This is a genomic window from Limibacillus sp. MBR-115, assembly GCF_040549425.1.
Lineage (GTDB): Bacteria > Pseudomonadota > Alphaproteobacteria > Kiloniellales > CECT-8803 > Limibacillus > Limibacillus halophilus.
Genome location: NZ_JBEPTJ010000007.1, coordinates 127,148 through 147,210, shown reverse-complemented (window position 1 = coordinate 147,210; position 20,063 = coordinate 127,148). Strand labels below are relative to the sequence as shown.

At 60.4% G+C, this 20,063-nt stretch carries 17 protein-coding genes; 12 read left to right on the top strand and 5 right to left on the bottom strand.

Features of this window, described 5'->3' with window-relative positions; all coding sequences use genetic code 11:
* Nucleotides 1-10: 10 nt before the first annotated feature.
* The 6 genes from sucC (at nucleotide 11) to ABIE63_RS14400 (ending at nucleotide 7,953) form a co-directional block, all read left to right on the top strand.
* On the top strand, nucleotides 11-1,207 hold the full coding sequence (sucC, locus tag ABIE63_RS14425) for an ADP-forming succinate--CoA ligase subunit beta (protein WP_354505242.1): 1,197 nt from the start codon (nucleotides 11-13) through the stop codon (nucleotides 1,205-1,207).
* Complete coding sequence (gene sucD / locus ABIE63_RS14420) at nucleotides 1,207-2,082, top strand: succinate--CoA ligase subunit alpha (RefSeq protein ID WP_183417262.1); 876 nt, start codon at nucleotides 1,207-1,209, stop codon at nucleotides 2,080-2,082. The genes sucC and sucD overlap by 1 nt, the downstream gene beginning before the upstream one ends.
* 152 nt (nucleotides 2,083-2,234) lie before the next feature.
* Nucleotides 2,235-5,216 (top strand): 2-oxoglutarate dehydrogenase E1 component, encoded by a 2,982-nt coding sequence (locus tag ABIE63_RS14415; protein ID WP_354505240.1) that lies wholly within the window; start codon nucleotides 2,235-2,237, stop codon nucleotides 5,214-5,216.
* A gap of 58 nt (nucleotides 5,217-5,274) precedes the next feature.
* Nucleotides 5,275-7,011: a 2-oxoglutarate dehydrogenase complex dihydrolipoyllysine-residue succinyltransferase gene (odhB, locus tag ABIE63_RS14410; RefSeq protein WP_354505238.1), complete on the top strand. Its 1,737-nt coding sequence runs from the start codon at nucleotides 5,275-5,277 to the stop codon at nucleotides 7,009-7,011.
* Between the two features lie 149 nt (nucleotides 7,012-7,160).
* Nucleotides 7,161-7,475 carry a hypothetical protein gene (locus tag ABIE63_RS14405; protein WP_183417259.1) on the top strand — a complete coding sequence of 105 codons (315 nt, stop codon included), beginning with the start codon at nucleotides 7,161-7,163 and terminating at the stop codon, nucleotides 7,473-7,475.
* 268 nt (nucleotides 7,476-7,743) lie between these two features.
* Nucleotides 7,744-7,953, top strand: coding sequence for a cold-shock protein (locus tag ABIE63_RS14400; RefSeq protein ID WP_183417258.1), 210 nt, complete (start codon nucleotides 7,744-7,746; stop codon nucleotides 7,951-7,953).
* Nucleotides 7,954-8,030: 77 nt separating this feature from the next.
* Here ABIE63_RS14400 and ABIE63_RS14395 read toward each other — a convergent pair whose 3' ends face one another.
* Nucleotides 8,031-8,384, bottom strand: coding sequence for a cupin domain-containing protein (locus ABIE63_RS14395; RefSeq protein WP_354505235.1), 354 nt, complete (start codon nucleotides 8,382-8,384; stop codon nucleotides 8,031-8,033).
* Between the two features lie 182 nt (nucleotides 8,385-8,566).
* Between ABIE63_RS14395 and lpdA the strand changes: the two genes are divergently transcribed.
* Complete coding sequence (gene lpdA, locus ABIE63_RS14390; protein ID WP_354505233.1) at nucleotides 8,567-9,964, top strand: dihydrolipoyl dehydrogenase; 1,398 nt, start codon at nucleotides 8,567-8,569, stop codon at nucleotides 9,962-9,964.
* A 22-nt stretch (nucleotides 9,965-9,986) separates the two neighbouring features.
* Nucleotides 9,987-11,240, top strand: coding sequence for an MFS transporter (locus tag ABIE63_RS14385; RefSeq protein ID WP_354505231.1), 1,254 nt, complete (start codon nucleotides 9,987-9,989; stop codon nucleotides 11,238-11,240).
* On the opposite strand, the gene ABIE63_RS14380 is transcribed toward ABIE63_RS14385, so the two are convergent.
* The 4 genes from ABIE63_RS14380 to fsa are packed head-to-tail and all read right to left on the bottom strand — an operon-like array spanning nucleotide 11,237 to nucleotide 14,332.
* Nucleotides 11,237-11,824: a hypothetical protein gene (locus ABIE63_RS14380; protein WP_354505229.1), complete on the bottom strand. Its 588-nt coding sequence runs from the start codon at nucleotides 11,822-11,824 to the stop codon at nucleotides 11,237-11,239. The genes ABIE63_RS14385 and ABIE63_RS14380 overlap by 4 nt on opposite strands.
* A gap of 33 nt (nucleotides 11,825-11,857) precedes the next feature.
* On the bottom strand, nucleotides 11,858-12,805 hold the full coding sequence (locus ABIE63_RS14375) for a tyrosine recombinase XerC (RefSeq protein ID WP_354505227.1): 948 nt from the start codon (nucleotides 12,803-12,805) through the stop codon (nucleotides 11,858-11,860).
* A gap of 2 nt (nucleotides 12,806-12,807) precedes the next feature.
* Nucleotides 12,808-13,650 (bottom strand): DUF484 family protein, encoded by an 843-nt coding sequence (locus ABIE63_RS14370; protein WP_354505225.1) that lies wholly within the window; start codon nucleotides 13,648-13,650, stop codon nucleotides 12,808-12,810.
* Nucleotides 13,640-14,332, bottom strand: coding sequence for a fructose-6-phosphate aldolase (gene fsa, locus ABIE63_RS14365; RefSeq protein ID WP_354505223.1), 693 nt, complete (start codon nucleotides 14,330-14,332; stop codon nucleotides 13,640-13,642). Before fsa ends, ABIE63_RS14370 begins: the two co-directional genes overlap by 11 nt.
* A gap of 138 nt (nucleotides 14,333-14,470) precedes the next feature.
* Between fsa and ABIE63_RS14360 the strand changes: the two genes are divergently transcribed.
* The 4 genes from ABIE63_RS14360 (at nucleotide 14,471) to ABIE63_RS14345 (ending at nucleotide 20,028) form a co-directional block, all read left to right on the top strand.
* Nucleotides 14,471-16,756, top strand: a complete 2,286-nt coding sequence (locus ABIE63_RS14360; protein WP_354505221.1) for a primosomal protein N' — start codon at nucleotides 14,471-14,473, stop codon at nucleotides 16,754-16,756.
* 215 nt (nucleotides 16,757-16,971) lie between these two features.
* A complete protein-coding gene (locus ABIE63_RS14355) occupies nucleotides 16,972-17,532 on the top strand; it encodes a F0F1 ATP synthase subunit delta (RefSeq protein WP_183417251.1) in 561 nt (186 codons plus the stop codon).
* Entirely contained in the window at nucleotides 17,532-19,061 is a 1,530-nt protein-coding gene (gene atpA / locus ABIE63_RS14350; RefSeq protein WP_354505219.1) for a F0F1 ATP synthase subunit alpha, read from the top strand. Before ABIE63_RS14355 ends, atpA begins: the two co-directional genes overlap by 1 nt.
* A 55-nt stretch (nucleotides 19,062-19,116) precedes the next feature.
* Nucleotides 19,117-20,028, top strand: coding sequence for a F0F1 ATP synthase subunit gamma (locus ABIE63_RS14345; protein ID WP_354505217.1), 912 nt, complete (start codon nucleotides 19,117-19,119; stop codon nucleotides 20,026-20,028).
* Nucleotides 20,029-20,063 lie beyond the last annotated feature (35 nt).

Here is a 20,063-nt window from a genome sequence, read left to right as displayed (position 1 = left end):
CAGCATCCCGATGAACATACATGAATATCAGGCCAAGAGCCTTTTGAAGAAGTATGGAGTGGCGGTACCGCGTGGCGGTGTGGCCTTTACCCCTGAAGAGGCCGTGAAGACAGCGACCGAGCTGGGGGGGCCGATTTGGGTCGTGAAGTCGCAGATTCATGCCGGCGGTCGTGGCGCCGGTCGCTTCAAGAACGATCCGGACGGGAAAGGCGGCGTCCGTGTCGTTAAGTCCGTTGACGAGGTGCGCGACAACGCTGGCAAGATGCTGGGCGAGGTTTTGGTCACCAAGCAGACCGGGCCGGCGGGCAAGGAGGTCAAGCGCCTCTACATCGAGGAAGGTTGCGACATCGCGCGCGAGCTTTACCTCAGCCTGTTGATTGACCGCGCCACCAGCCGCATCACCATCATGGCCTCCACCGAGGGCGGCATGGAGATCGAAGAGGTTGCTGCGGAAAATCCCGAGAAAATCCTGAAGGAAGCCATCGACCCGGCAACCGGTCTGATGCCATTCCATGCCCGTAAGATCGCATTCGGCCTGGGACTGAAGGGCAAGCAGGTGAATTCGGCGGTCAAGTTCCTGATGGCCATGTACAAGGCTTTCACCGATCTGGATGCCTCAATCGTGGAAGTCAATCCGCTGGTCATCACCGGTGACGATCAGGTGCTGGCGCTGGATGCCAAGATGAACTTCGACGACAACGCACTGTTCCGGCACGCCGATGTGGCGGAAATGCGCGACGAGGACGAAGAAGACCCGATGGAACTCGAGGCCCAGCGTCACGAGCTCAACTACATCAAGCTCGATGGCAGCATCGGCTGCATGGTCAACGGTGCGGGTCTGGCGATGGCCACGATGGACATCATCAAGCTCTACGGCGGATCACCCGCAAACTTCCTGGATGTCGGTGGCGGTGCGACCAAGGAGCGTGTCACGGCGGCCTTCAAGATCATCCTGTCGGACGAGAACGTCGAGGGCATCCTGGTGAACATCTTCGGCGGCATTATGCGCTGTGATGTGATCGCAGAGGGTGTGGTGGCGGCGGCCCGTGAGGTCAGCTTGCATGTGCCCCTGGTTGTTCGTCTGGAGGGCACCAATGTCGAACTCGGTAAGAAAATTCTGGAAGAATCCGGCCTGCCGATCGTGTCCGCCAATGATCTTGGGGACGCGGCGGACAAGGTGGTCAAGGCCGTGAAGGAGGCAGCATAATGGCGGTTCTCGTCGATAAGAACACGAAGGTTATCTGCCAGGGCTTCACCGGCGCCCAGGGGACCTTCCATTCGGAGCAAGCCATTGCCTATGGCACCAAGATGGTGGGTGGTGTGACCCCCGGCAAAGGCGGCAGCAAGCATCTTGACCTGCCGGTCTTCGACACCGTGGCGGAAGCTGTTGCCGTCACCGGCGCCAATGCCAGTGTGATCTACGTCCCGCCGCCTTTTGCAGCGGACGCCATTCTGGAAGCAGTAGATGCCGGTGTCGATTTGGCGGTCTGCATCACCGAGGGTATTCCGGTCACGGATATGGTGCGCGTTAAGCGCGCGCTGGTCGGTTCCGGAACGCGGTTGGTTGGCCCGAATTGCCCCGGTGTCATCACGCCGGACGAATGCAAGATCGGCATTATGCCGGGCCACATTCATAAGCGTGGCAAGATCGGCATCGTTTCCAGGTCCGGCACGCTGACCTACGAGGCCGTTGCTCAGACGACGGCTGCCGGATTGGGACAGTCGACCTGCATCGGCATCGGCGGCGATCCGGTCAACGGCACGAACTTCATTGACTGTCTGGAATTGTTCCTGGCGGACGAGGAAACCCAAGGCATCATCATGATCGGTGAAATCGGCGGTACGGCGGAAGAAGATGCCGCGGATTTCGTGCGCCAGTCGAAGGTCAAGAAGCCTATCGTCGGCTTCATTGCCGGTGTTACGGCGCCTCCCGGGCGACGGATGGGCCATGCGGGCGCCATCATTTCCGGCGGCAAGGGCGGCGCGGATGACAAGATTGCGGCGATGCAATCGGCCGGGTTCCTCGTTGCGGACTCGCCCGCGGCGCTTGGTCGCACTATGGTTGAGGCTATGAAGGGCTGAGTTTTCTTGATTTGGAAGCTCTGAACGGAAGCCGGAACGCAACAGCAGGAGGCGGTGCGGTCACGTCTCTACAAATGGTCTGACGCCGCTCTCGCTCTCTACTCGGGCGAAGAGCGGCGCCGGTCCCTTGGCGGGCCGCGGCGAAGTTGAAGATGGGACAAACGAACCACGACCAGACCTATTACGGACCGAATGCGCGGGAGCTGGCGGCGCTTTTCACGCAGTTCCAGCGCGACCCTTCTTCGGTCGAGCCTTCGTGGCGGGAAATCTTTTCCGAACTGACGGACGATGCAGCCGGGCTGCTGAGCAGTCTATCCGGCCAGAGTGGCAACGGTGCTGCAGCGGTTGATGCGACCGGCGAGCCCGGGCCGGAGACATTCAAGACGTCGTGCGACGGTAGCGGAAATGCGTCGGTTCAGGCGGTTGCCGCCGGAATTTCGCAAGGCCGGGAACTGACCGCCGATCACGTTCGCTCGGCAACACTCGATTCCATTCGCGCCTTGATGCTAATCCGTGCCTATCGGGTTCGCGGGCACCTTGAGGCTGATCTTGATCCATTAGGGCTTGTGGAGCGCAGCAGCCATCCTGAACTGGACCCGGCGTCCTATGGATTTACCGAGAGTGACTGGGACCGTCCGATCTTCCTGAACAATGTCCTTGGGATGGAAACCGGCACGCTTCGACAGCTTATCAAGGCCGTCCGTGCGACTTACTGCGGTAAGATCGGTGTCGAGTTCATGCATATCCAGGACCCGGACCAGAAAGCCTGGATTCAACAGCGCATCGAACAGGCCCGGAACCAGACCGACTTTACCGACAAGGGCAAGATCGCAATCCTGGAGCGGTTGGTGGCCGCCGAGATTTTCGAGCAGTTCCTGAACAAGAAATATACCGGCACGAAACGCTTTGGACTGGATGGTGGCGAGGCCATGATTCCCTGTCTTGAGCAAATTCTGAAGCGTGGCGGGCAGCTTGGCCTGAAGGAAGTGGTGCTTGGCATGCCGCACCGCGGACGGCTCAACATGCTCGCCAACTTTATGGGCAAGCCCTTCCAGGCGATCTTTTCCGAGTTTCAGGGCGGCGCGAGCCACCCCGAGCAAGTCGGTGGCTCGGGCGACGTCAAGTACCATCTCGGCACCTCGTCGGATCGCGAGTTCGACGGCAATCAGGTCCACCTGTCGCTCACCGCTAATCCATCTCATCTTGAAGCCGTGAACCCGGTCGTGGTCGGCAAAGTGCGGGCGAAGCAGGAGCAGTTGGGTGATAAGGACCGCACCCAGGTCATGGCTTTGCTGTTGCACGGCGACGCGGCCTTCGCGGGTCAGGGGTTGGTGCCGGAAACGCTGGATCTGTCAGAGCTGAAGGGCTACCGGATCGGCGGCACCATTCATTTTGTGGTCAATAACCAGATTGGCTTCACGACCAACCCGGTCAATGCGCGTTCGGGGCCTTATTGCTCCGAGGTCGCGAAGATCATTCAGGCACCCATATTCCATGTGAATGGCGACGACCCGGAAGCGGTCGTCCACGTCGCCCGTATAGCCACCGAATTCCGCCAGCAGTTCAAAAAGGATGTCGTCATCGACATGTTCTGCTACCGGCGTTTCGGGCACAACGAAGGTGACGAGCCCGCTTTCACGCAGCCGTTGATGTATCGCGCGATCAACAAGCACATGACCGTGCGGCAGATCTATGCGAAGCAGCTTATGGATGAAGGGCTGCTGAACCAAGCGGCCGCCGATAAGATGGTCACAGACTTCGAGGCAGTGCTCGAAAAGGAATTCGAGGTTGCCAACAGCTACAAGCCGAACAAGGCCGATTGGTTGGAAGGCGCCTGGGCGGGAATGAAGTCGCTCCAAGGGTTCTCGGCTCATCGCGGCCAAACGGCGGTTGAACTCGAAACCTTGCGTGAGATCGGCAAGGCGCTGACCACGGTGCCGGACGATTTCAACATCAACCGCAAGATCGCGCGCCAGCTCGATGCCAAGTGGAAGGCTATCAGCAGCGGCAAGGGCATTGACTGGGCGACGGCGGAGGCCTTGGCCTTCGGGAGTCTGCTGCTGGAAGGCGCGCCGGTTCGGCTATCCGGCCAGGATTGCAATCGCGGCACTTTCTCGCAGCGTCATGCGTCCCTGATCGATCAGGAAACAGAATTCCGCTATGTGATGATGAACCACATACGCGAGAAACAGGCCAAGGCCGAGATCGTGGACAGCCCCTTGTCCGAAGCGGCGGTGCTGGGTTTCGAATACGGCTTCTCGCTGGCCGAACCGCGGGCCCTGGTGCTCTGGGAAGCGCAGTTCGGCGACTTCGTCAACGGCGCGCAGATCATCATCGATCAGTTCATAACCTCGGGCGAAAGCAAGTGGCTGCGCATGTCCGGTATCGTCATGCTGTTGCCGCATGGCTACGAAGGTCAGGGGCCGGAGCATTCCTCCGCCCGCATGGAGCGGTTCCTGCAGCTTTGCGCGGAAGACAACATTCAGGTCGCCAACTGCACGACGCCGGCGAACTACTTCCACATCCTGCGCCGCCAGATTCAGCGCGATTTCCGCAAGCCGCTCGTCATCATGACGCCCAAGTCGCTATTGCGGCACAAGAAGTGCGTGTCGGATTTGGATATGTTTGGGCCCGGAAGTTCGTTCCACCGGGTGCTGCATGAGGACACGCCCCCGTCGAAACCAAAGAACGTCAAACAGGTTGTGCTTTGCTCCGGTAAGGTCTTTTACGATCTGCTGGAGGCTCGGGACGCCCAGAAGATCAAGGATGTCCACATCCTGCGTCTGGAGCAGATCTACCCCTTCCCTGTGGACGCCTTGGCGGAAGAGCTGGAGCCCTACAAGCACTGCGAGTTGGTCTGGTGCCAGGAGGAGCCCCGCAATATGGGCGGCTGGAACTTCGTGGCCGAATTCATCGAAGAAGTCGCGGAGCTCGTGGGCTTCAAGAATTCGCGGCCGCGCTACGCGGGGCGTCGTTCGGCGGCTTCTCCCGCGACCGGTTCGGCGAAGCGCCACGCCGCCGAGCAGGAATCTCTGGTCGAAGATGCTTTGACTATTGGCAAGGTTCGTGAGGGCCGGATCGGCACGCGACGGCGCATTGACGATGAAAAAGACAAAGGCAACGCTGCAAAGTGAAAAAAAGGGGTGCGCCGCTGCGACCCCCTCGAACTGAAAAGAGAGACGAGACATAGGCATGGCCAGTGAGATCAAGGTGCCCACATTGGGCGAGTCCGTGAGTGAGGCGACAATTGCACAATGGCTGAAGAAGCCAGGCGATGCGGTCGCCGCCGACGAGCCGATCGTGGAGCTGGAGACCGACAAGGTAACACTTGAGGTCAACGCACCAGCAGCGGGTGTCCTGGCCGAAATTCTCGCCGAAGAGGGCGCGAACGTCGAAGTGGGGGCACTTCTGGGCAGGATCGACGAAAATGCAAGCGCCGCGACGCCAAAGAAGGCCGCTGCGCAGGACAAGGCCCCCGCACCTGCGAAGAAGGAGGCCGACCCGGCCAAGGAAGAGTCTGCCTCCGTCCCGGTTGCCGCGGCGCCGGCCGTGTCTGGCGAGACCGTGGAGGTTACGGTCCCAACCTTGGGTGAGTCTGTTACCGAAGCGACCATTGCCAAGTGGCTGAAAGCCGAAGGCGAGGCAGTTGCCGCGGACGAGGCCCTGGTCGAACTGGAAACCGATAAGGTGACCCTGGAGGTCAACGCTCCCCAGGCCGGTGTCCTGAGCGCCATAAAGGCAAAGGAAGGCGATACGGTTGAGGTCGGCGCTTTGTTGGCCTCCATCTCCGCCGGTGCCGCGCCGGGTAAAAGCGAAGCGCCGGCGGCTGCGAAAGCGGCGCAGGCCGAGCCCAAGGCGGATTCCAAGGCGGACTCCAAGGCCGACTCCTCTGGGACCGCAGCGCCCGCAAAGTCCAAATCGCTTGACCCCGCCGCGTTGGCGGGTGGTGGCAAGATCACCAAGGAAGCTCTTATCCGCTACTTTGAAGAAACCACGCCTCCCAGTGCGATGACGCTGTCGCCGGCAGTTGCCAACCTGATCGCGGAAAAGGGGCTGGATCCCAACCGCATTCAGGGTACAGGGCCGCAGGGCCGGATCACCAAGGAAGACGTGCAGGATTTCCTGGATGGCAAGCAGCCGGCGCAAGCTCCCGTTCAGACGGCGCCCGAGGTTCCGGCGGCGGCTGCAGCCGCTGCACCCGCGCCGGCTCCGGCCGCCAGAGCGGCAGAGTCCAGGCAGGAGCGGGTGCGCATGCCCAAGTTGCGCCAGACCATCGCCCGGCGCTTGAAGGAAGCACAGAACACAGCGGCGATTCTGACGACTTTCAACGAAGCGGACATGGGCGCGATCATGGCCCTTCGCGCGCAACACAAGGAAGCCTTCGAGAAAAAACACGGCGTGAAGCTCGGATTCATGTCGTTCTTCGTGAAGGCGGTTGTCGCGGCGCTCAAGGACATTCCCTCGGTCAATGCGCAGATCGACGGTGAAGAGATGGTCTACAACAACTACTACGATATCGGCGTTGCGGTCTCGACTCCGAACGGCCTGATGGTTCCGGTACTGCGTGATGCCGACAGTCTGTCCTTCGCGGGCGTGGAAGCGGGTATTGCCGATCTCGGCAAGCGGGCGCGCGACGGTAAGCTCAGCATGGACGAAATGCAGGGCGGCACCTTCACCATCACCAACGGCGGCACTTTCGGGTCGCTTTTGTCGACGCCGATCTTGAACCGCCCGCAATCGGGTATTCTCGGCATGCACAAAATTCAGGAGCGGCCGATGGCGGTCAACGGCGAGGTCGTGGTGCGGCCGATGATGTACCTCGCCCATTCCTACGATCACCGGATGATCGACGGCCGCGAGGCCGTGACCTTCCTGGTCAAGGTCAAGGAAGCCCTGGAAGATCCCCAGCGCCTGTTGCTGGACCTGTAGGGGGTCACGACCGGCGAGAAGTTGATGGGCTGTCGAGGTCGACTGATATAGCCGACCGAGCGTTTGCTTTTTTTGGCCTAACGTAATTGAATGAAAATCGATACGTAAAACGGATGTGCGGCAACGTCCGGACGTTTGGGAGGGTGGAAATGTCAGAAGGCAGCAATGACCGTAGGGTCAATAAGAATTCACGCATCGTTCGGCTGAAGGTCAGCGACGGTTCGGTCATAAAGGGCCGCATTTTCCTCGATGCAGACGAGCGGGTTATCGACATGTTGAACGATGAACGTGACTTTATTCCCTTTGAGGATGAAGCCAGCGCCATTTTCTGTGTCAACAAAAACCAGATCATCGGAATTTTCGACGATCTGGACCAGACAACAGGCTCCAAGGTAAGGCAGCCGCAGCGATCCGAGCAGGCATCTGTGCCGCCGACCACGCCGCCCAGTTCCCGGTTCCGCTAATCGAATCAGCTTTCGATCAAGACCAGATAAACGGCAATGCAACTTTGTGTTTGGCGACTTGAGAGCCGGCTGCACCGGGTCCCAAGACCCGATCCATGCGTCTTTTCGCTTGCTTTCTGCGACAATTCGCTTATGTTTCGGGCCGTCATAGGACTTTGAACTGCCGACTTGTTATGCCCGCTTGGGCCGAGAGATCGCTGCAATTCCTAGACATGTTAATGCTCAAGCATATGGGATGCATGAGCGAATCACCATTAGGAGGACAGCGATGCCAACGGGCACGGTCAAATGGTTCAACAGCACCAAGGGTTTTGGTTTCATTCAGCCTGACGCAGGCGGCGCGGACGTTTTCGTCCACATTTCCGCCGTCGAGCGCGCCGGTCTGAGCGGCCTGAACGAAGGTCAGCAGATTTCTTACGAGGAGAAGACGGACCCGCGCCGCGGTAAGTCCTCCGCGGAGAACCTGAAGGCCGTCTGAGGCTTTTTGGATCGAAAAGTTAAAGGGCGTCGCTTGCGGCGCCCTTTTTCTTTGCCTGTCGCCCTGCCGCCCTTACGTCAGAGATAAATCACATAATGCTTGCGCGTTCGCGTGACGACTTCCCAGGTGCCCTTGAACCCGGGTGGAATGAAGATTGCGCTGCCTGGTTTGAGTTCCAGCATAGCGCCGTGCTCATCGGTCAGGCGTGACTGACCTTCCAGAATGATACAATACTCAGCCTCGTCGTAGTTGATCCGCCAGGTTCCAGGCTCGGCCTCCCAGATTCCGGAATAGAGCTTTCCATCGCTGCTTTCATAGTAGTTCCAGGTGCGTTGCAGCGGATCACCGGCGATTATCTTGGTCGCATCCGGGCGGCTTTCTTCGACGGCGGGCAGTTTTTGTCCATAGACCATGATGTTGGCGATCGACATGACGATTTTCCTTTTCAATCGCGTATTGCGCGCTGGCTTCACCTTGTCTCCTTCCGGGCTTTGCGGCAAGGTGCGGGGCAACTGGCCTCCAAGGATTGCCGCCCTTTATGCCATGAGGCGTCCGAAGGGGTTTCCGATTTAGGCACCTTTGACTGAGGCACAGCGCCAAGGAGCTTTCTGGGATGAGCGATAAGAGTTACGACCTTGTGGTGATCGGTGGTGGACCCGGCGGATATGTGGCTGCGATCCGCGCTGCGCAACTGGGTTTGAAGGTGGCTTGCGTGGAAAAGCGCGCGACGCTGGGCGGCACCTGTCTCAACATCGGATGTATCCCTTCCAAGGCCTTGCTGCAGGCGTCCGAGAAGTACGAGGAGGCGGCGCATGCTCTGGCATCCTTCGGCGTCAAGACGGGCAAGGTTTCACTCGATCTGAACGGTATGATGACTCACAAGGACAAGGTCGTTGAGGCCAACGTCAAGGGTGTCGAGTTCCTGTTCAAGAAGAACAAGATCGATTGGCTGAAGGGCAGCGGCCAGGTCACCGGCAAGAACGAGGTCACCATCGACGGCAAGGAGAAGATTCAGGCGAAGAATATCGCCATTGCGACGGGTTCGACCCATGTCGATCTGCCGGGCGTGAAGGTCGATGAAAAGCAGATCGTCTCTTCGACCGGTGCCTTGGAGTTGGAGTCCGTTCCCAAAACCATGGTTGTGATCGGCGGCGGGTATATTGGCCTGGAGATGGGATCGGTTTGGCAGCGCCTCGGGACGCAGGTTACCGTGGTGGAATACTTGGACAGATTGGTCCCAGGTATGGACGCCGAGGTTGCCAAGACCTTCCAGCAAGTGCTCAAGAAGCAAGGGATGGCTTTCAAGCTTGGTACAAAGGTCACGGCCGCCAAGCAGGCGAAATCCGGCGTGACCCTGACGGTCGAGCCGGCGAAGGGCGGCGCCGCGGAGCAAATCAAGGCGGAGATCGTTCTGGTCGCCATCGGGCGCAGGCCCTATGTCGATGGGTTGGGCCTGGATTCAGTTGGTGTCGAACTCGATGACCGGGGCCGCATCAAAACCGATGCGCATTGGCGTACCAACGTCGAGAGTATCTATGCCATCGGTGATGTGATCGCCGGCCCGATGCTGGCGCACAAGGCCGAGGAAGAGGGCGTGGCCTTGGCGGAAATGCTGGCAGGCGGGCCTGGGCACGTGAACTACGACACGGTGCCGGGCATCGTCTACACTTGGCCCGAAGTTGCCTCGGTCGGTAAGACCGAGGAGCAATTGAAGGAAGCTGGCGTCAAGTATCGGTCCGGCAAGTTCCCCTTTGCCGCCAATGGCCGCGCGCGGGCCATGAACGCAACCGACGGCTTCGTGAAGATTCTAGCCGATGAACGGACGGACCGGGTCCTGGGAGCCCATATCATCGGGCCGGATGCCGGTAGTCTGATCCACGAACTGGTTATGGCCATGGAATTTGGCGGATCCGCAGAGGACGTGGCGCGGGCTTTCCACGGCCATCCGACCTTGAACGAGGCGGTCAAGGAGGCGGCCCTGGCGGTCCACAAGCGACCTCTCCATATGTGATCCGCCTTTGGCGGCGAAGGTTATGGTTCGATCAAGAGGCTTCCCGCTCGTTCGCTCGTCCCTTGCACTAACGTTTGTCCTGACCATGGCCGAGGTGCTCAACCTGATCGGCAGCGCAAGCTTTCCGGCGCTCTTGCCCGAGTTCAGGTCACTCTGGAGTCTGACCAACAGCGAGGCCGGTTGGATCAGCGGCATTTACCACGTGGGCTACATTTCAGCCGTTCCGTTGCTGGTGAGCCTGACCGATCGATTGGACGCTCGCCGCATCTATCTTTTCGCCTCCGCGGTCGGCGCACTCAGTCACTTCGGTTTTGGCTTCCTGGCCGAAGGATTTTGGAGCGCGCTCGGACTGCGGGCCCTCGGGGGAATCGGGCTGGCCGGCACCTACATGGTCGGCCTGCGTTTGTTGAGCGATCGGGTAACCGGACCCAAGGCGTCCCGGTCGATCTCGATCTACACAGCGCACTTCGCAATCGGGACGGCGCTTTCGGTCCTGTTGGCCGGAGAAGCCGCTCGCTTCGGGGGGTGGCAGAGCGCTTTCTATCTGGCTGGCGCGGCCTGCCTGTCGGCTTGCCTGATGGTCGGTTTGCTAATCAGGCCGATCAAGCGGGAAAAACTAGCTGCGATCGTGCCCTTGGCCAAGCTTCTGGATCCCAGACCGTTGGTCGGGAACCGCCCGGCCTTCGGATACATCCTGGGATATGGCGGGCATGTTTGGGAGCTGTTTGGTGTGCGCAGTTGGCTGGTCGCTTTTCTGGTCGCAGCCGTGGCTTTTCAGGACCTCGCAGGCGAGGGTTGGTCGGCGACGCGACTGGCGACCTTGCTCTTCATGCTGGGTCTGCCGGCCTCTTTTTTAGGGAACGAACTGGCTCTGCGCTTTGGCCGCCGGCGCGTCATCATCGGCGCCATGGGTGCGGCGGCGGCGTTGTCCCTGTTGGTTGGATACCTGGTGGGCAGCAGTCCAATGCTTCTACTGCCGATTCTCGGGCTTTACGTATTCCTCCTGAATGTCGATTCCGGCGCCTTGACGGCCGGTGTCGTCGAATGCGCGGACCCTGGTCGGAAAGGCGCGACCATGGCATTCCACAGCTTGATGGGATTCGCCGCAGGCTCGGTCAGCCCATTGGTGTTTGGATTGATGCTGGACTGGGGCGCCCTTTGGGATGAGCCCACCTGGGCTTGGGGCCTTGCCTTTAGCAGTCTGGCATTGGGACCCCTGCTTGGAATCCTGGCGCTGGTCTTGACGGCCCGCTTGCTTCGTCCGGCGCCGCGTTAACGCAGAATTTCCTCTACGACATCGACAATGACTTGGGTGCTGCGGTCAATCAGGACGATATCGCTCCCGATGGCCACATACTCTTGGTTTTGTCGCCGTGGAAGGCGCGATAGCGCCGAGTCGGGCAACCGGGTCATGGCAATTCCTGGCGGAATCGCGCCGCCTCGCGCGATTTTCTTGCGAATGCCGGGCGGGATCGGCTTTGGCTTCTTGAATCCTTTCACATCACGGCCGCCGCCGAAGATGTCATAGAGAATGCTGCGCTCCTGGGTGCTAAGCAGGATACCGGCGGCAGTTCCAACCGCATCGGTAGTCCCGCCGTTGTTCCCGCTGCCGCCTCGGGTCGCAGGGGTGGCGATGTCTGGATCTTGCTCCAGCGGACGGCTTTTCGGCGCTATTTCGGGTTCTTGCTCCAGCGGGCGACTCTTCGGCGCTATTTCGGGTTCTTGCTCCAGCGGACGGCTTTTCGGAGCCGAGGACTCAGTCTTCTCGATCACGCGGTCACCTTTTCGGCTGCTTTGAGCACAAGCCGGTGCCGCAAGCAGTACCATGAAAACGGAAACCAGCAGTTTGCGAAGGATCATCACGCTCTCCCTTTGAGTTTTCCCGCAGGCGCGTCACACGCGACCCGCTCGGGGATGGCTTTTCCTATATACGTCCAACAGGCGCTCCGTATCTACAGAGGTATAGCGCTGTGTGGTCGAAAGCGAACTGTGGCCCAACAGCTCCTGTATCGTCCGAAGATCGCCACCGCCCGCCAGCAGATGGGTGGCAAAAGAGTGGCGCAGGGCATGCGGCGTCGCATCCGGCGGCAGTCCCAGGAATCCGCGTAGCCGCTCCAAGGTCTCTTGAACACGGCGCGCGCCCAGGGCATTGCCCCGCTTGCCGACGAACAAGGGCTCATTCGGTGACGGTTGGAAGGGGCAGCTCTCCAGATAATCACTTACGGCCGATCCAATAACGGGCAACAAGGGAACGATGCGTTCTTTCCCGCCTTTCCCACGTATCCTAAGGGCGCTTTGACCGGCAGCGGGGGCTTCGCGCCGGGTCAAGGTCAGAGCCTCGCCAATTCGCAAACCGCAGCCATAGAGGAGCAGGAATATCGCCAGGTTTCTCTTGGCAACCCAAAGCTCATCCCCTAGCTCGAACAACCCCTTGAGGCAGTCTTGCATCTCTCTATGGGTGAGGGCCTTGGGCAGGCTCTGCTTTTGACGCGGATTCCGAAGCGCTGTCACGGCCGCGTTTTCAAACAGCCCATGCCGTTTACCCCAGTTAAAGAAGGAGCGCAGACTGGAGAGTGCTCTCGCGGTCGAACTCTTGGCCAGGCCGCGTCGGCCTCTTGCGCTGAGCCAGGCCCTGAAGTCGACGGTTTTCAAGGATTCAAGATGCGCTAATGAGGGCGGGCCGCCCTCATGCAGGGTCACGAAACTAAGAAAGTCGCTTAGGTCGGACTGGTAGGCGGCGAGGCTGTGCGGCGACAATCGCCGCTCGTCCGACAACCACCGCTGCCAAGCGGCAAAGGCTTTGGCCAGGTCCGGTGCCAAGCTGAGGGCGGTGGTGTCCATGGTCAGTCCGGCAGGTCAAGCCAGGCACGAACCGTGATCTCCAGGCTGCGCGCCAGGAACTCCAGCAATTCCGAACCCTGCTGTGGATGGAAAGCGCCGACCTGACGCGCGCCGAGTGCCAATAAAGCAGGCGGCGTGACGGGTGAAATATTAAGTCGAATCAACGCGTCGGAGCGCACCAAGCCGGCCATCGGGCCGAAGACATCGATATCTCCCGCAATCTCTTCGCGCAGCAGCAAGCGCCGCTTTGGCCCGAGCAGTCGCGTCACGGTTCCCACGTCCACCCGGTGCAGACCGCGCACTTTGATCTCGCCGCCTTCGAACTCGCTGGCGTCGATATCCTCGGCCCGCCGCTCGACGCAGAGCGTCGCGACATCGATATCGAGCAGGATCGCCAAATCGTCGGTAACCGTTTCGATCAAACGCTCGAAGGTCGGGGCCGAAAGAATAGCGAGAACGGCCTCATGAATCCGCGCCTGGGCGCTCATGTTGCTGCGGCCGGTGGTGACCAGGAAATCATGGCTGTCGCGCAGGCCGCGCATCTCGCCGCGCAGCCGCTCCAACATGAAGCGATGCAGATCGAGGACAACGCCCCCTGCGGCCCCGTCGAGGCGCCGCTCGGGCGGAACCAGCGTTTCGATCAATTCCGGATGGCGGACCAGGAAATCCGGGTGTTCACGCAGATATTCCGCAACGGTCGTATCGTTTAGGTGCGTGTTGGGAGAGTCGTCCGCAGATGCGGAATCCAGCCGCTCCTCCGGCTGTTCCCCGGACGCATCTCCCGGGCCGATCTTTCCATTGCAGCCCCGCGGGGGCGGGGTTGCGTCGTCTGCGTTATGCGGCATTGGCTCCCTTACCCTTGCCGGCGCGATCCAGAATCGATTGGCCGGTCTTTTCCCAGTCCTTTAGGAAGGCATCCAAACCTTTGTCGGTCAGGGGATGCTTGAACATCGCCTTGAGAACCGCAGGCGGTAGCGTGGCTACGTGTGCGCCCATCTTCGCGGCTTCCACCACGTGCAGGGGATGCCGCACGGAGGCGACCAGCACCTCCGTTTCGATCTGCGGATAGGCGGCATAGATCTGTACGATATCGGCGATCAGCCCAAGGCCGTCCTGCGAAAGGTCATCCAACCGACCGATGAAGGGAGAAATGAAGGTTGCACCAGCCTTCGCGGCCAAGAGCGCCTGGGCCGCGGAGAAACAGAGCGTCACATTGACCATGGTTCCTTCGGCGGTCAGCACCTTGCAGGCCTTCAAACCATCGACTGTCAGGGGAACCTTGACCGTAATATTTGTCGCCAACTTGGCCAGCGCACGGCCTTCGGCGATCATCGTTTGCGAGTCGGTGCCGGTGACTTCGGCGGAAACCGGTCCGGGGACCAGGGCGCAGATCTCTTCCAGAACCTCAAAGAAATCACGACCGGATTTGGCGACCAGCGACGGGTTGGTGGTGACTCCGTCCAGCAGGCCCGTGTCCGCCAATTCGCGAATCTCGCCTACGTCCGCGGTGTCGATGAAAAACTTCATTGAGCGACCTTTCCTGGCTTGCTTTGCCCCCTGGCTTTGGCGCTTCATGCCGCCAACGCCGCAAGGGGTTGAATTCATGTGGCGCGGTGATAACCCTTCACGTAGCTCTCGGCAACCGCCTCGACTAGAGTGTAAACCATGGCCGGACAGCATGCCACTTTTCCCACGGACTCCGCCGGGAAATTCGACGATGAAGCGCTGCCCTTGGCAGCGGGGTCGCAGCGTTGCCGTGTTTTGCTCCCCTTGCCGTTGGCGGGTCCTTACGACTATCTGGCGCCCGAAGGCACCGCTTTGGCGCCGGGTGACTTGGTCTGTGTGCCTTTGGGGCGGCGCGAAAGCGTCGGAGTCGTTTGGGACCCCAGCGATCAGGACGATGGCGAGGAACTGCCCGTTGAGCGTTTGAAGGTCGTCAAGTCGCGAATCGACTTGCCGCCGATGACGCCGGATCAGCGTCGTTTTGTCGACTGGGTTGCTGCCTACACGCTGACGGCGCCGGGTGCGGTTCTGAAAATGGCCTTGTCGAGTGCCCAGGCGTTGGAACCGCCGCCGACACGCCCGGTTTACCGTCTGGTTCGGCCAGACATTGCCCAGCCGTCTGCGAGTGAGGTGAAGCTGACGCCCGCGCGCCGCCGTGTCATGGCCATCGCCGCCGACGGCATGGCCCGTTCCGCCGCCGAGTTGGCCCGCGAAGCCGCTGTCGGGACTGGTGTGGTAAAGGGGCTGGCGGCGGCAGGATTGCTAGAGCGCCTCGAAATGCCGAGCAGAATCGAGATCGATGCGCCCGATTCGGCGCGGCAGGGTCCTGTTCTTTCACAAGCGCAAGGCGAAGCAGCCGCGGCGTTGCGGGCCATGGTCGACAGTAAGGACTTCTCGGTGTCGCTGCTCGATGGCGTTACCGGTTCGGGCAAGACCGAAGTTTACATGGAAGCCGTGGCGGCGGCCCTCGCCGCCGGTCGGCAAGTGTTGGTCATGCTGCCGGAAATTGCGCTGTCGGTACAGGTTCTGGAGCGGTTCGAAGCGCGCTTCGGTGCGCCGCCCGCAACCTGGCACTCGGACATGACCCAGGCTCAGCGGCGCGATACCTGGCGCGCGGTGGCCTACGGCGAGGCGCGGGTCATCGTCGGCGCGCGCTCGGCGCTTTATCTGCCCTTCAAGGAACTGGGATTGATCGTCGTCGACGAAGAACATGAGCAAGCCTTCAAGCAGGAAGATGGCGTTGCCTACCACGCCCGCGACATGGCGGTGGTTCGCGCCAGCATTGGACGATTCCCTGCGATCCTGGTGTCGGCGACACCGTCGCTGGAAAGCGTTTTCAACGTCCAGCAAGGTCGCTACGCGGAACTGCGCCTTCCTGCGCGTCATGGTGGAGCGTCCCTGCCGGATGTGGAAGCTGTGGATTTGCGCCGCGATAAGCCGGAACGAATCCCCGAACTGGGCGCGGGATGGCTGTCGCCGTCGCTGCGCCAGGCTTTGGCCGAGACACTTGGCCGCGGCGAGCAGGCGTTGCTTTTCCTGAACCGTCGCGGCTATGCGCCGCTCACCCTTTGTCGCGCCTGCAATCACAGGCTGGAATGTCCGAACTGCACGGCTCTGCTCGTTGAGCATCGCCTTAGTGACCGGCTTGTCTGTCATCACTGCGGCTTTACGCTGCGCAGACCGAAAAATTGCCCGGCCTGTGGTGAGGCCGATTCCCTGATCGCCTGGGGACCGGGTGTCGAACGCGTGGCCGAGGAGGCGGCCTATCTTTTCCCGGAGGCGCGGCGTTCGGTTCTGTCCAGCGATACGATCTATGGACCCAAGGCGGCGGCGGAGTTCGTGCGCCGGGTCCAGGAGCATGAAATCGACCTGCTGATCGGCACCCAGATCGTCGCCAAAGGTCATCATTTTCCTCAATTGACATTGGTCGGAGTCGTGGACGCCGATCTGGGCTTGTCCGGCGGCGACCTGCGGGGCGTGGAGCGGACCTATCAACTTTTGCATCAAGTGTCCGGCCGCGCCGGGCGGGAAAGCAAGCCTGGGCGCGTGTTAATTCAGACACATGAGCCGGACCACCCGGTGATCGAGGCATTGGTATCGGGAGATCGGGATCGCTTTTTCGCGGCTGAGGCCGAATCCAGGCGTGATCTCATGATGCCGCCCTTCGGACGTCTGGCGGCTGTGATTTTGTCCAGCGGCGACCTCCAGGCCGTGGAAGAGGTCGCCAGAGCCTTAGCGCGCGCGGCGCCGAAGGCGGAGGGTATCCAGATCCTGGGCCCCAGCACGCCCCCTCTGGCTGCACTGCGTGGCCGCCACCGCCGCCGCTTCCTGGTTAAAACCCCGCGCGATCAAAGGCCTCAAAGTTACTTGCGGGACTGGCTTGGGCGCATCAAGCTGCCGAACCGGGTTCGCTTGCAAGTCGACATCGATCCCTATTCCTTCCTTTAGCGGCCGGTTGCGAGCGACAGGATGTGACAAAAGGTGCGAACAAGACGTGGGAGTCGTCTTGCAAGGGTTGGCTCGCTATGATACCTAACGCGCGCCCTGACCAGGGAAGTACGGGTTTCAGGGCATAGTCGTTTATGGGTTTCACGGCTCTTTAGGGGGACCTTCCGTTTTCCGCGGAATTACTCCGGAGCCAGTTTCTGTTTGGGGACGTCAGTTTGGCAGCCGACAACACCAGCGAAAGCGGTCTTGCGGGGCGCTATGCCGCAGCCCTTTTAGACTTGGCCGAGGAAAAGAAGGCCCTGGATGCCGTCGCAGAGGATCTGCGGGGGTTGAAGGTGCTTCTGGACAGCAGCGATGACCTGCTCCGCCTCACACGCTCTCCGCTCTACGGTCGCGAGCAGAAGGCAGCGGCGATGGCCGCGCTTCTCGACAAGGCCAAGGCGCAGGAAATCACGAAAAATTTTGTGCAAGTTGTGGCGCGAAACCGCCGCCTCTTTGCGCTCAGGGAAATGATCGACGCCTATCTGGCAGAGTTGGCGCGCCGCCGCGGGGAGGTCACCGCGAAGGTGACCTCGGCCCAGGCGCTATCCGACGCCCAGAAGGATAAACTCGTTCAGTCTTTGAAGGATGCCATCGGTGGCAAGGTGCAGGTCGACGTTACAGTCGATCCCACGTTGCTCGGTGGCCTTGTCGTTAAGGTCGGCTCTCGTATGATAGACGGGTCGCTGAAGACCAAACTCCAAAAACTTAAGGTTGCTATGAAAGGGGTTGGGTGATGGACATCCGCGCCGCTGAGATTTCTTCCATTCTGAAAGAGCAGATCGAGAACTTTGGAACCGAGGCCGATGTTGCCGAGGTCGGTGAGGTTCTTTCCGTCGGTGACGGTGTTGCTCGCGTCTACGGGCTCGATAATGTCCAGGCTGGTGAACTCGTCGAGTTCCCGGGCGGCATTAAGGGTATGGCCCTGAACCTCGAGACTGACAATGTCGGTATCGTCATCTTCGGCAGCGACCAAGCCATTAAAGAAGGCGATGTCGTCAAGCGGACCGGTACCATTGTCGACGTGCCTGTTGGCCGCGGATTGCTGGGGCGCGTCGTTGATGGACTTGGCAACCCGATTGACGGCAAGGGCGAGATCAAGACCGAAGAGCGCAGCCGCGTTGAGGTCAAGGCGCCCGGTATCATCCCGCGTAAGTCGGTGCACGAACCGGTGCAGACGGGCTTGAAGGCCATTGACGCTCTTATCCCCATCGGTCGCGGTCAGCGCGAACTGATCATCGGCGACCGCCAGACTGGCAAGACCGCCATCGCGATCGACACCTTCATCAACCAGAAGCCGCTTCACCAGGGCGATGACGAGAGCAAGAAGCTTTATTGCATCTACGTCGCGGTCGGTCAGAAGCGCTCCTCGGTCGCCAACTTGGTCAAGCAGCTCGAAGATTACGGCGCGATGGAATATTCGATCATCGTTGCCGCAACCGCATCCGATCCGGCGCCACTACAGTTCCTGGCGCCTTATGCCGGTTGTGCGATGGGCGAATACTTCCGCGATAACGGCATGCACGCCGTTATCGTTTATGACGATCTTTCCAAGCAAGCCGTCGCCTATCGTCAGATGTCCCTGTTGCTGCGCCGCCCGCCGGGCCGCGAAGCGTTCCCCGGCGACGTCTTCTACTTGCACTCCCGTTTGCTGGAGCGCGCCGCGAAGATGAACGACGAGAACGGCGCGGGTTCCTTGACGGCTCTGCCGGTCATCGAAACCCAGGCCGGTGACGTGTCGGCCTACATTCCGACCAACGTGATTTCGATCACGGACGGACAGATCTTCCTGGAGACGGATTTGTTCTACAAGGGCGTTCGCCCTGCGTTGAACGTCGGTCTTTCGGTTAGCCGCGTGGGTTCCTCGGCGCAGATCAAGGCGATGAAGAAGGTCGCCGGCAAGATTAAGCTGGAACTGGCCCAGTACCGTGAGATGGAAGCCTTCTCGCAGTTTGCCTCCGATCTCGATGCCGCGACGCAGCGTCTGCTGGCCCGTGGCTCGCGCCTGACCGAACTGTTGAAGCAGCCGCAGTACCGGCCGCTGGCGGTCGAAGAGCAGGTTGCCGTGATCTACGCAGGCGTCAACGGCTACTTGGACAAGTTGCCGCTTTCAAAGATCACCGATTTCGAGACACGGTTCCTGGCGGAGATTCGGGAAAAGGGTGCCGACATCCTTACGTCGATCCGCGATAGCCGTGACCTAAATGACGAGACCGAGGGTAAGTTGAAGGACTTCCTTGCGGAATTCGTGAAGGTTTTCGCCTGAGACGGTGAATCGACCGATTTAGCGTCCAGGGATCCAATAGCCGAGAGAGGCGAAAGTGCCCAGTCTCAAGGAGTTCAGAAATAGGATCGCCAGCGTCAAGTCGACGCAGAAGATCACGTCGGCCATGAAGATGGTGGCGGCGGCTAAGCTGCGTAAGGCGCAGGAACAAGCCGAAGCCTCCCGTCCCTATGCCGAACGCATGGCGCGTATGCTCGGGTCCTTGGCGGAAAGCGTCAAAGGTACCCCCGGCGCGCCGCCGATGCTGGCCGGAAACGGCAAGGACGATGTGCATCTCATCATCCTGGCAACGGCCGATCGGGGTCTGTGCGGTGGTTTCAACACCTCCATCGTGCGCGATGCCAGGCGACGGATCGAAAAGCTCAAGGCCGCTGGCAAGACAGTCAAGATCCTCTGTCTTGGCCGCAAGGGCCGCGATCAACTGCGCCGGGTTTATGGCGAATCGATCATCGAGACGATCGAAGACATGAACCGTCCCATGGTCAACTTCGACAAGGTCGCCGATGTCTCCGAACGCGTCACGCAGATGTTCGAGAATGGCGAGTTCGACGTTTGCTCGATCTTCTATGCACGCTTCAAGTCTGCGATGACGCAGATCGTTACCGAGCAGCAGCTCATTCCCTTCCAGGGTGATGAAGCTGATGAGAACGACAAGTCGGACGAACAAGGCGACGGCGCGGCGGCAGTCGGCGGCGCGGTCTATGAATACGAACCGAACGAAGAGCAGATTCTCAAGGAGCTGTTGCCGCGCAACCTCGCGGTACAGATCTTCAAGGCCCTGCTTGAGAACAACGCCAGCGAGCATGGCGCTCGCATGACGGCGATGGATAGTGCGACCCGCAATGCGGGCGATATGATTGATAGCCTGACCTTGCGGTACAACCGTACCCGTCAGGCAGTCATCACCAAGGAGCTGATCGAAATCATCTCCGCGAAGGAAGCGCTCTAGGGCGCGCTTTCGGAGAGTCGTAGGAGCAGAGAAAG

What these genes read in the sequence shown, in the direction of transcription:
- ABIE63_RS14360 (WP_354505221.1), top strand. Translation starts at nt 14,471, where the DNA reads ATGGCCGGACAGCATGCCACTTTTCCCACGGACTCCGCCGGGAAATTC.
- ABIE63_RS14400 (WP_183417258.1), top strand. Translation starts at nt 7,744, where the DNA reads ATGCCAACGGGCACGGTCAAATGGTTCAACAGCACCAAGGGTTTTGGT.
- ABIE63_RS14415 (WP_354505240.1), top strand. Translation starts at nt 2,235, where the DNA reads ATGGGACAAACGAACCACGACCAGACCTATTACGGACCGAATGCGCGG.
- atpA (WP_354505219.1), top strand. Translation starts at nt 17,532, where the DNA reads ATGGACATCCGCGCCGCTGAGATTTCTTCCATTCTGAAAGAGCAGATC.
- fsa (WP_354505223.1), bottom strand. Translation starts at nt 14,332, where the DNA reads ATGAAGTTTTTCATCGACACCGCGGACGTAGGCGAGATTCGCGAATTG.
- sucC (WP_354505242.1), top strand. Translation starts at nt 11, where the DNA reads ATGAACATACATGAATATCAGGCCAAGAGCCTTTTGAAGAAGTATGGA.
- ABIE63_RS14385 (WP_354505231.1), top strand. Translation starts at nt 9,987, where the DNA reads ATGGTTCGATCAAGAGGCTTCCCGCTCGTTCGCTCGTCCCTTGCACTA.
- ABIE63_RS14405 (WP_183417259.1), top strand. Translation starts at nt 7,161, where the DNA reads ATGTCAGAAGGCAGCAATGACCGTAGGGTCAATAAGAATTCACGCATC.
- ABIE63_RS14395 (WP_354505235.1), bottom strand. Translation starts at nt 8,384, where the DNA reads ATGTCGATCGCCAACATCATGGTCTATGGACAAAAACTGCCCGCCGTC.
- ABIE63_RS14380 (WP_354505229.1), bottom strand. Translation starts at nt 11,824, where the DNA reads ATGATCCTTCGCAAACTGCTGGTTTCCGTTTTCATGGTACTGCTTGCG.
- sucD (WP_183417262.1), top strand. Translation starts at nt 1,207, where the DNA reads ATGGCGGTTCTCGTCGATAAGAACACGAAGGTTATCTGCCAGGGCTTC.
- lpdA (WP_354505233.1), top strand. Translation starts at nt 8,567, where the DNA reads ATGAGCGATAAGAGTTACGACCTTGTGGTGATCGGTGGTGGACCCGGC.
- ABIE63_RS14370 (WP_354505225.1), bottom strand. Translation starts at nt 13,650, where the DNA reads ATGCCGCATAACGCAGACGACGCAACCCCGCCCCCGCGGGGCTGCAAT.
- odhB (WP_354505238.1), top strand. Translation starts at nt 5,275, where the DNA reads ATGGCCAGTGAGATCAAGGTGCCCACATTGGGCGAGTCCGTGAGTGAG.
- ABIE63_RS14375 (WP_354505227.1), bottom strand. Translation starts at nt 12,805, where the DNA reads ATGGACACCACCGCCCTCAGCTTGGCACCGGACCTGGCCAAAGCCTTT.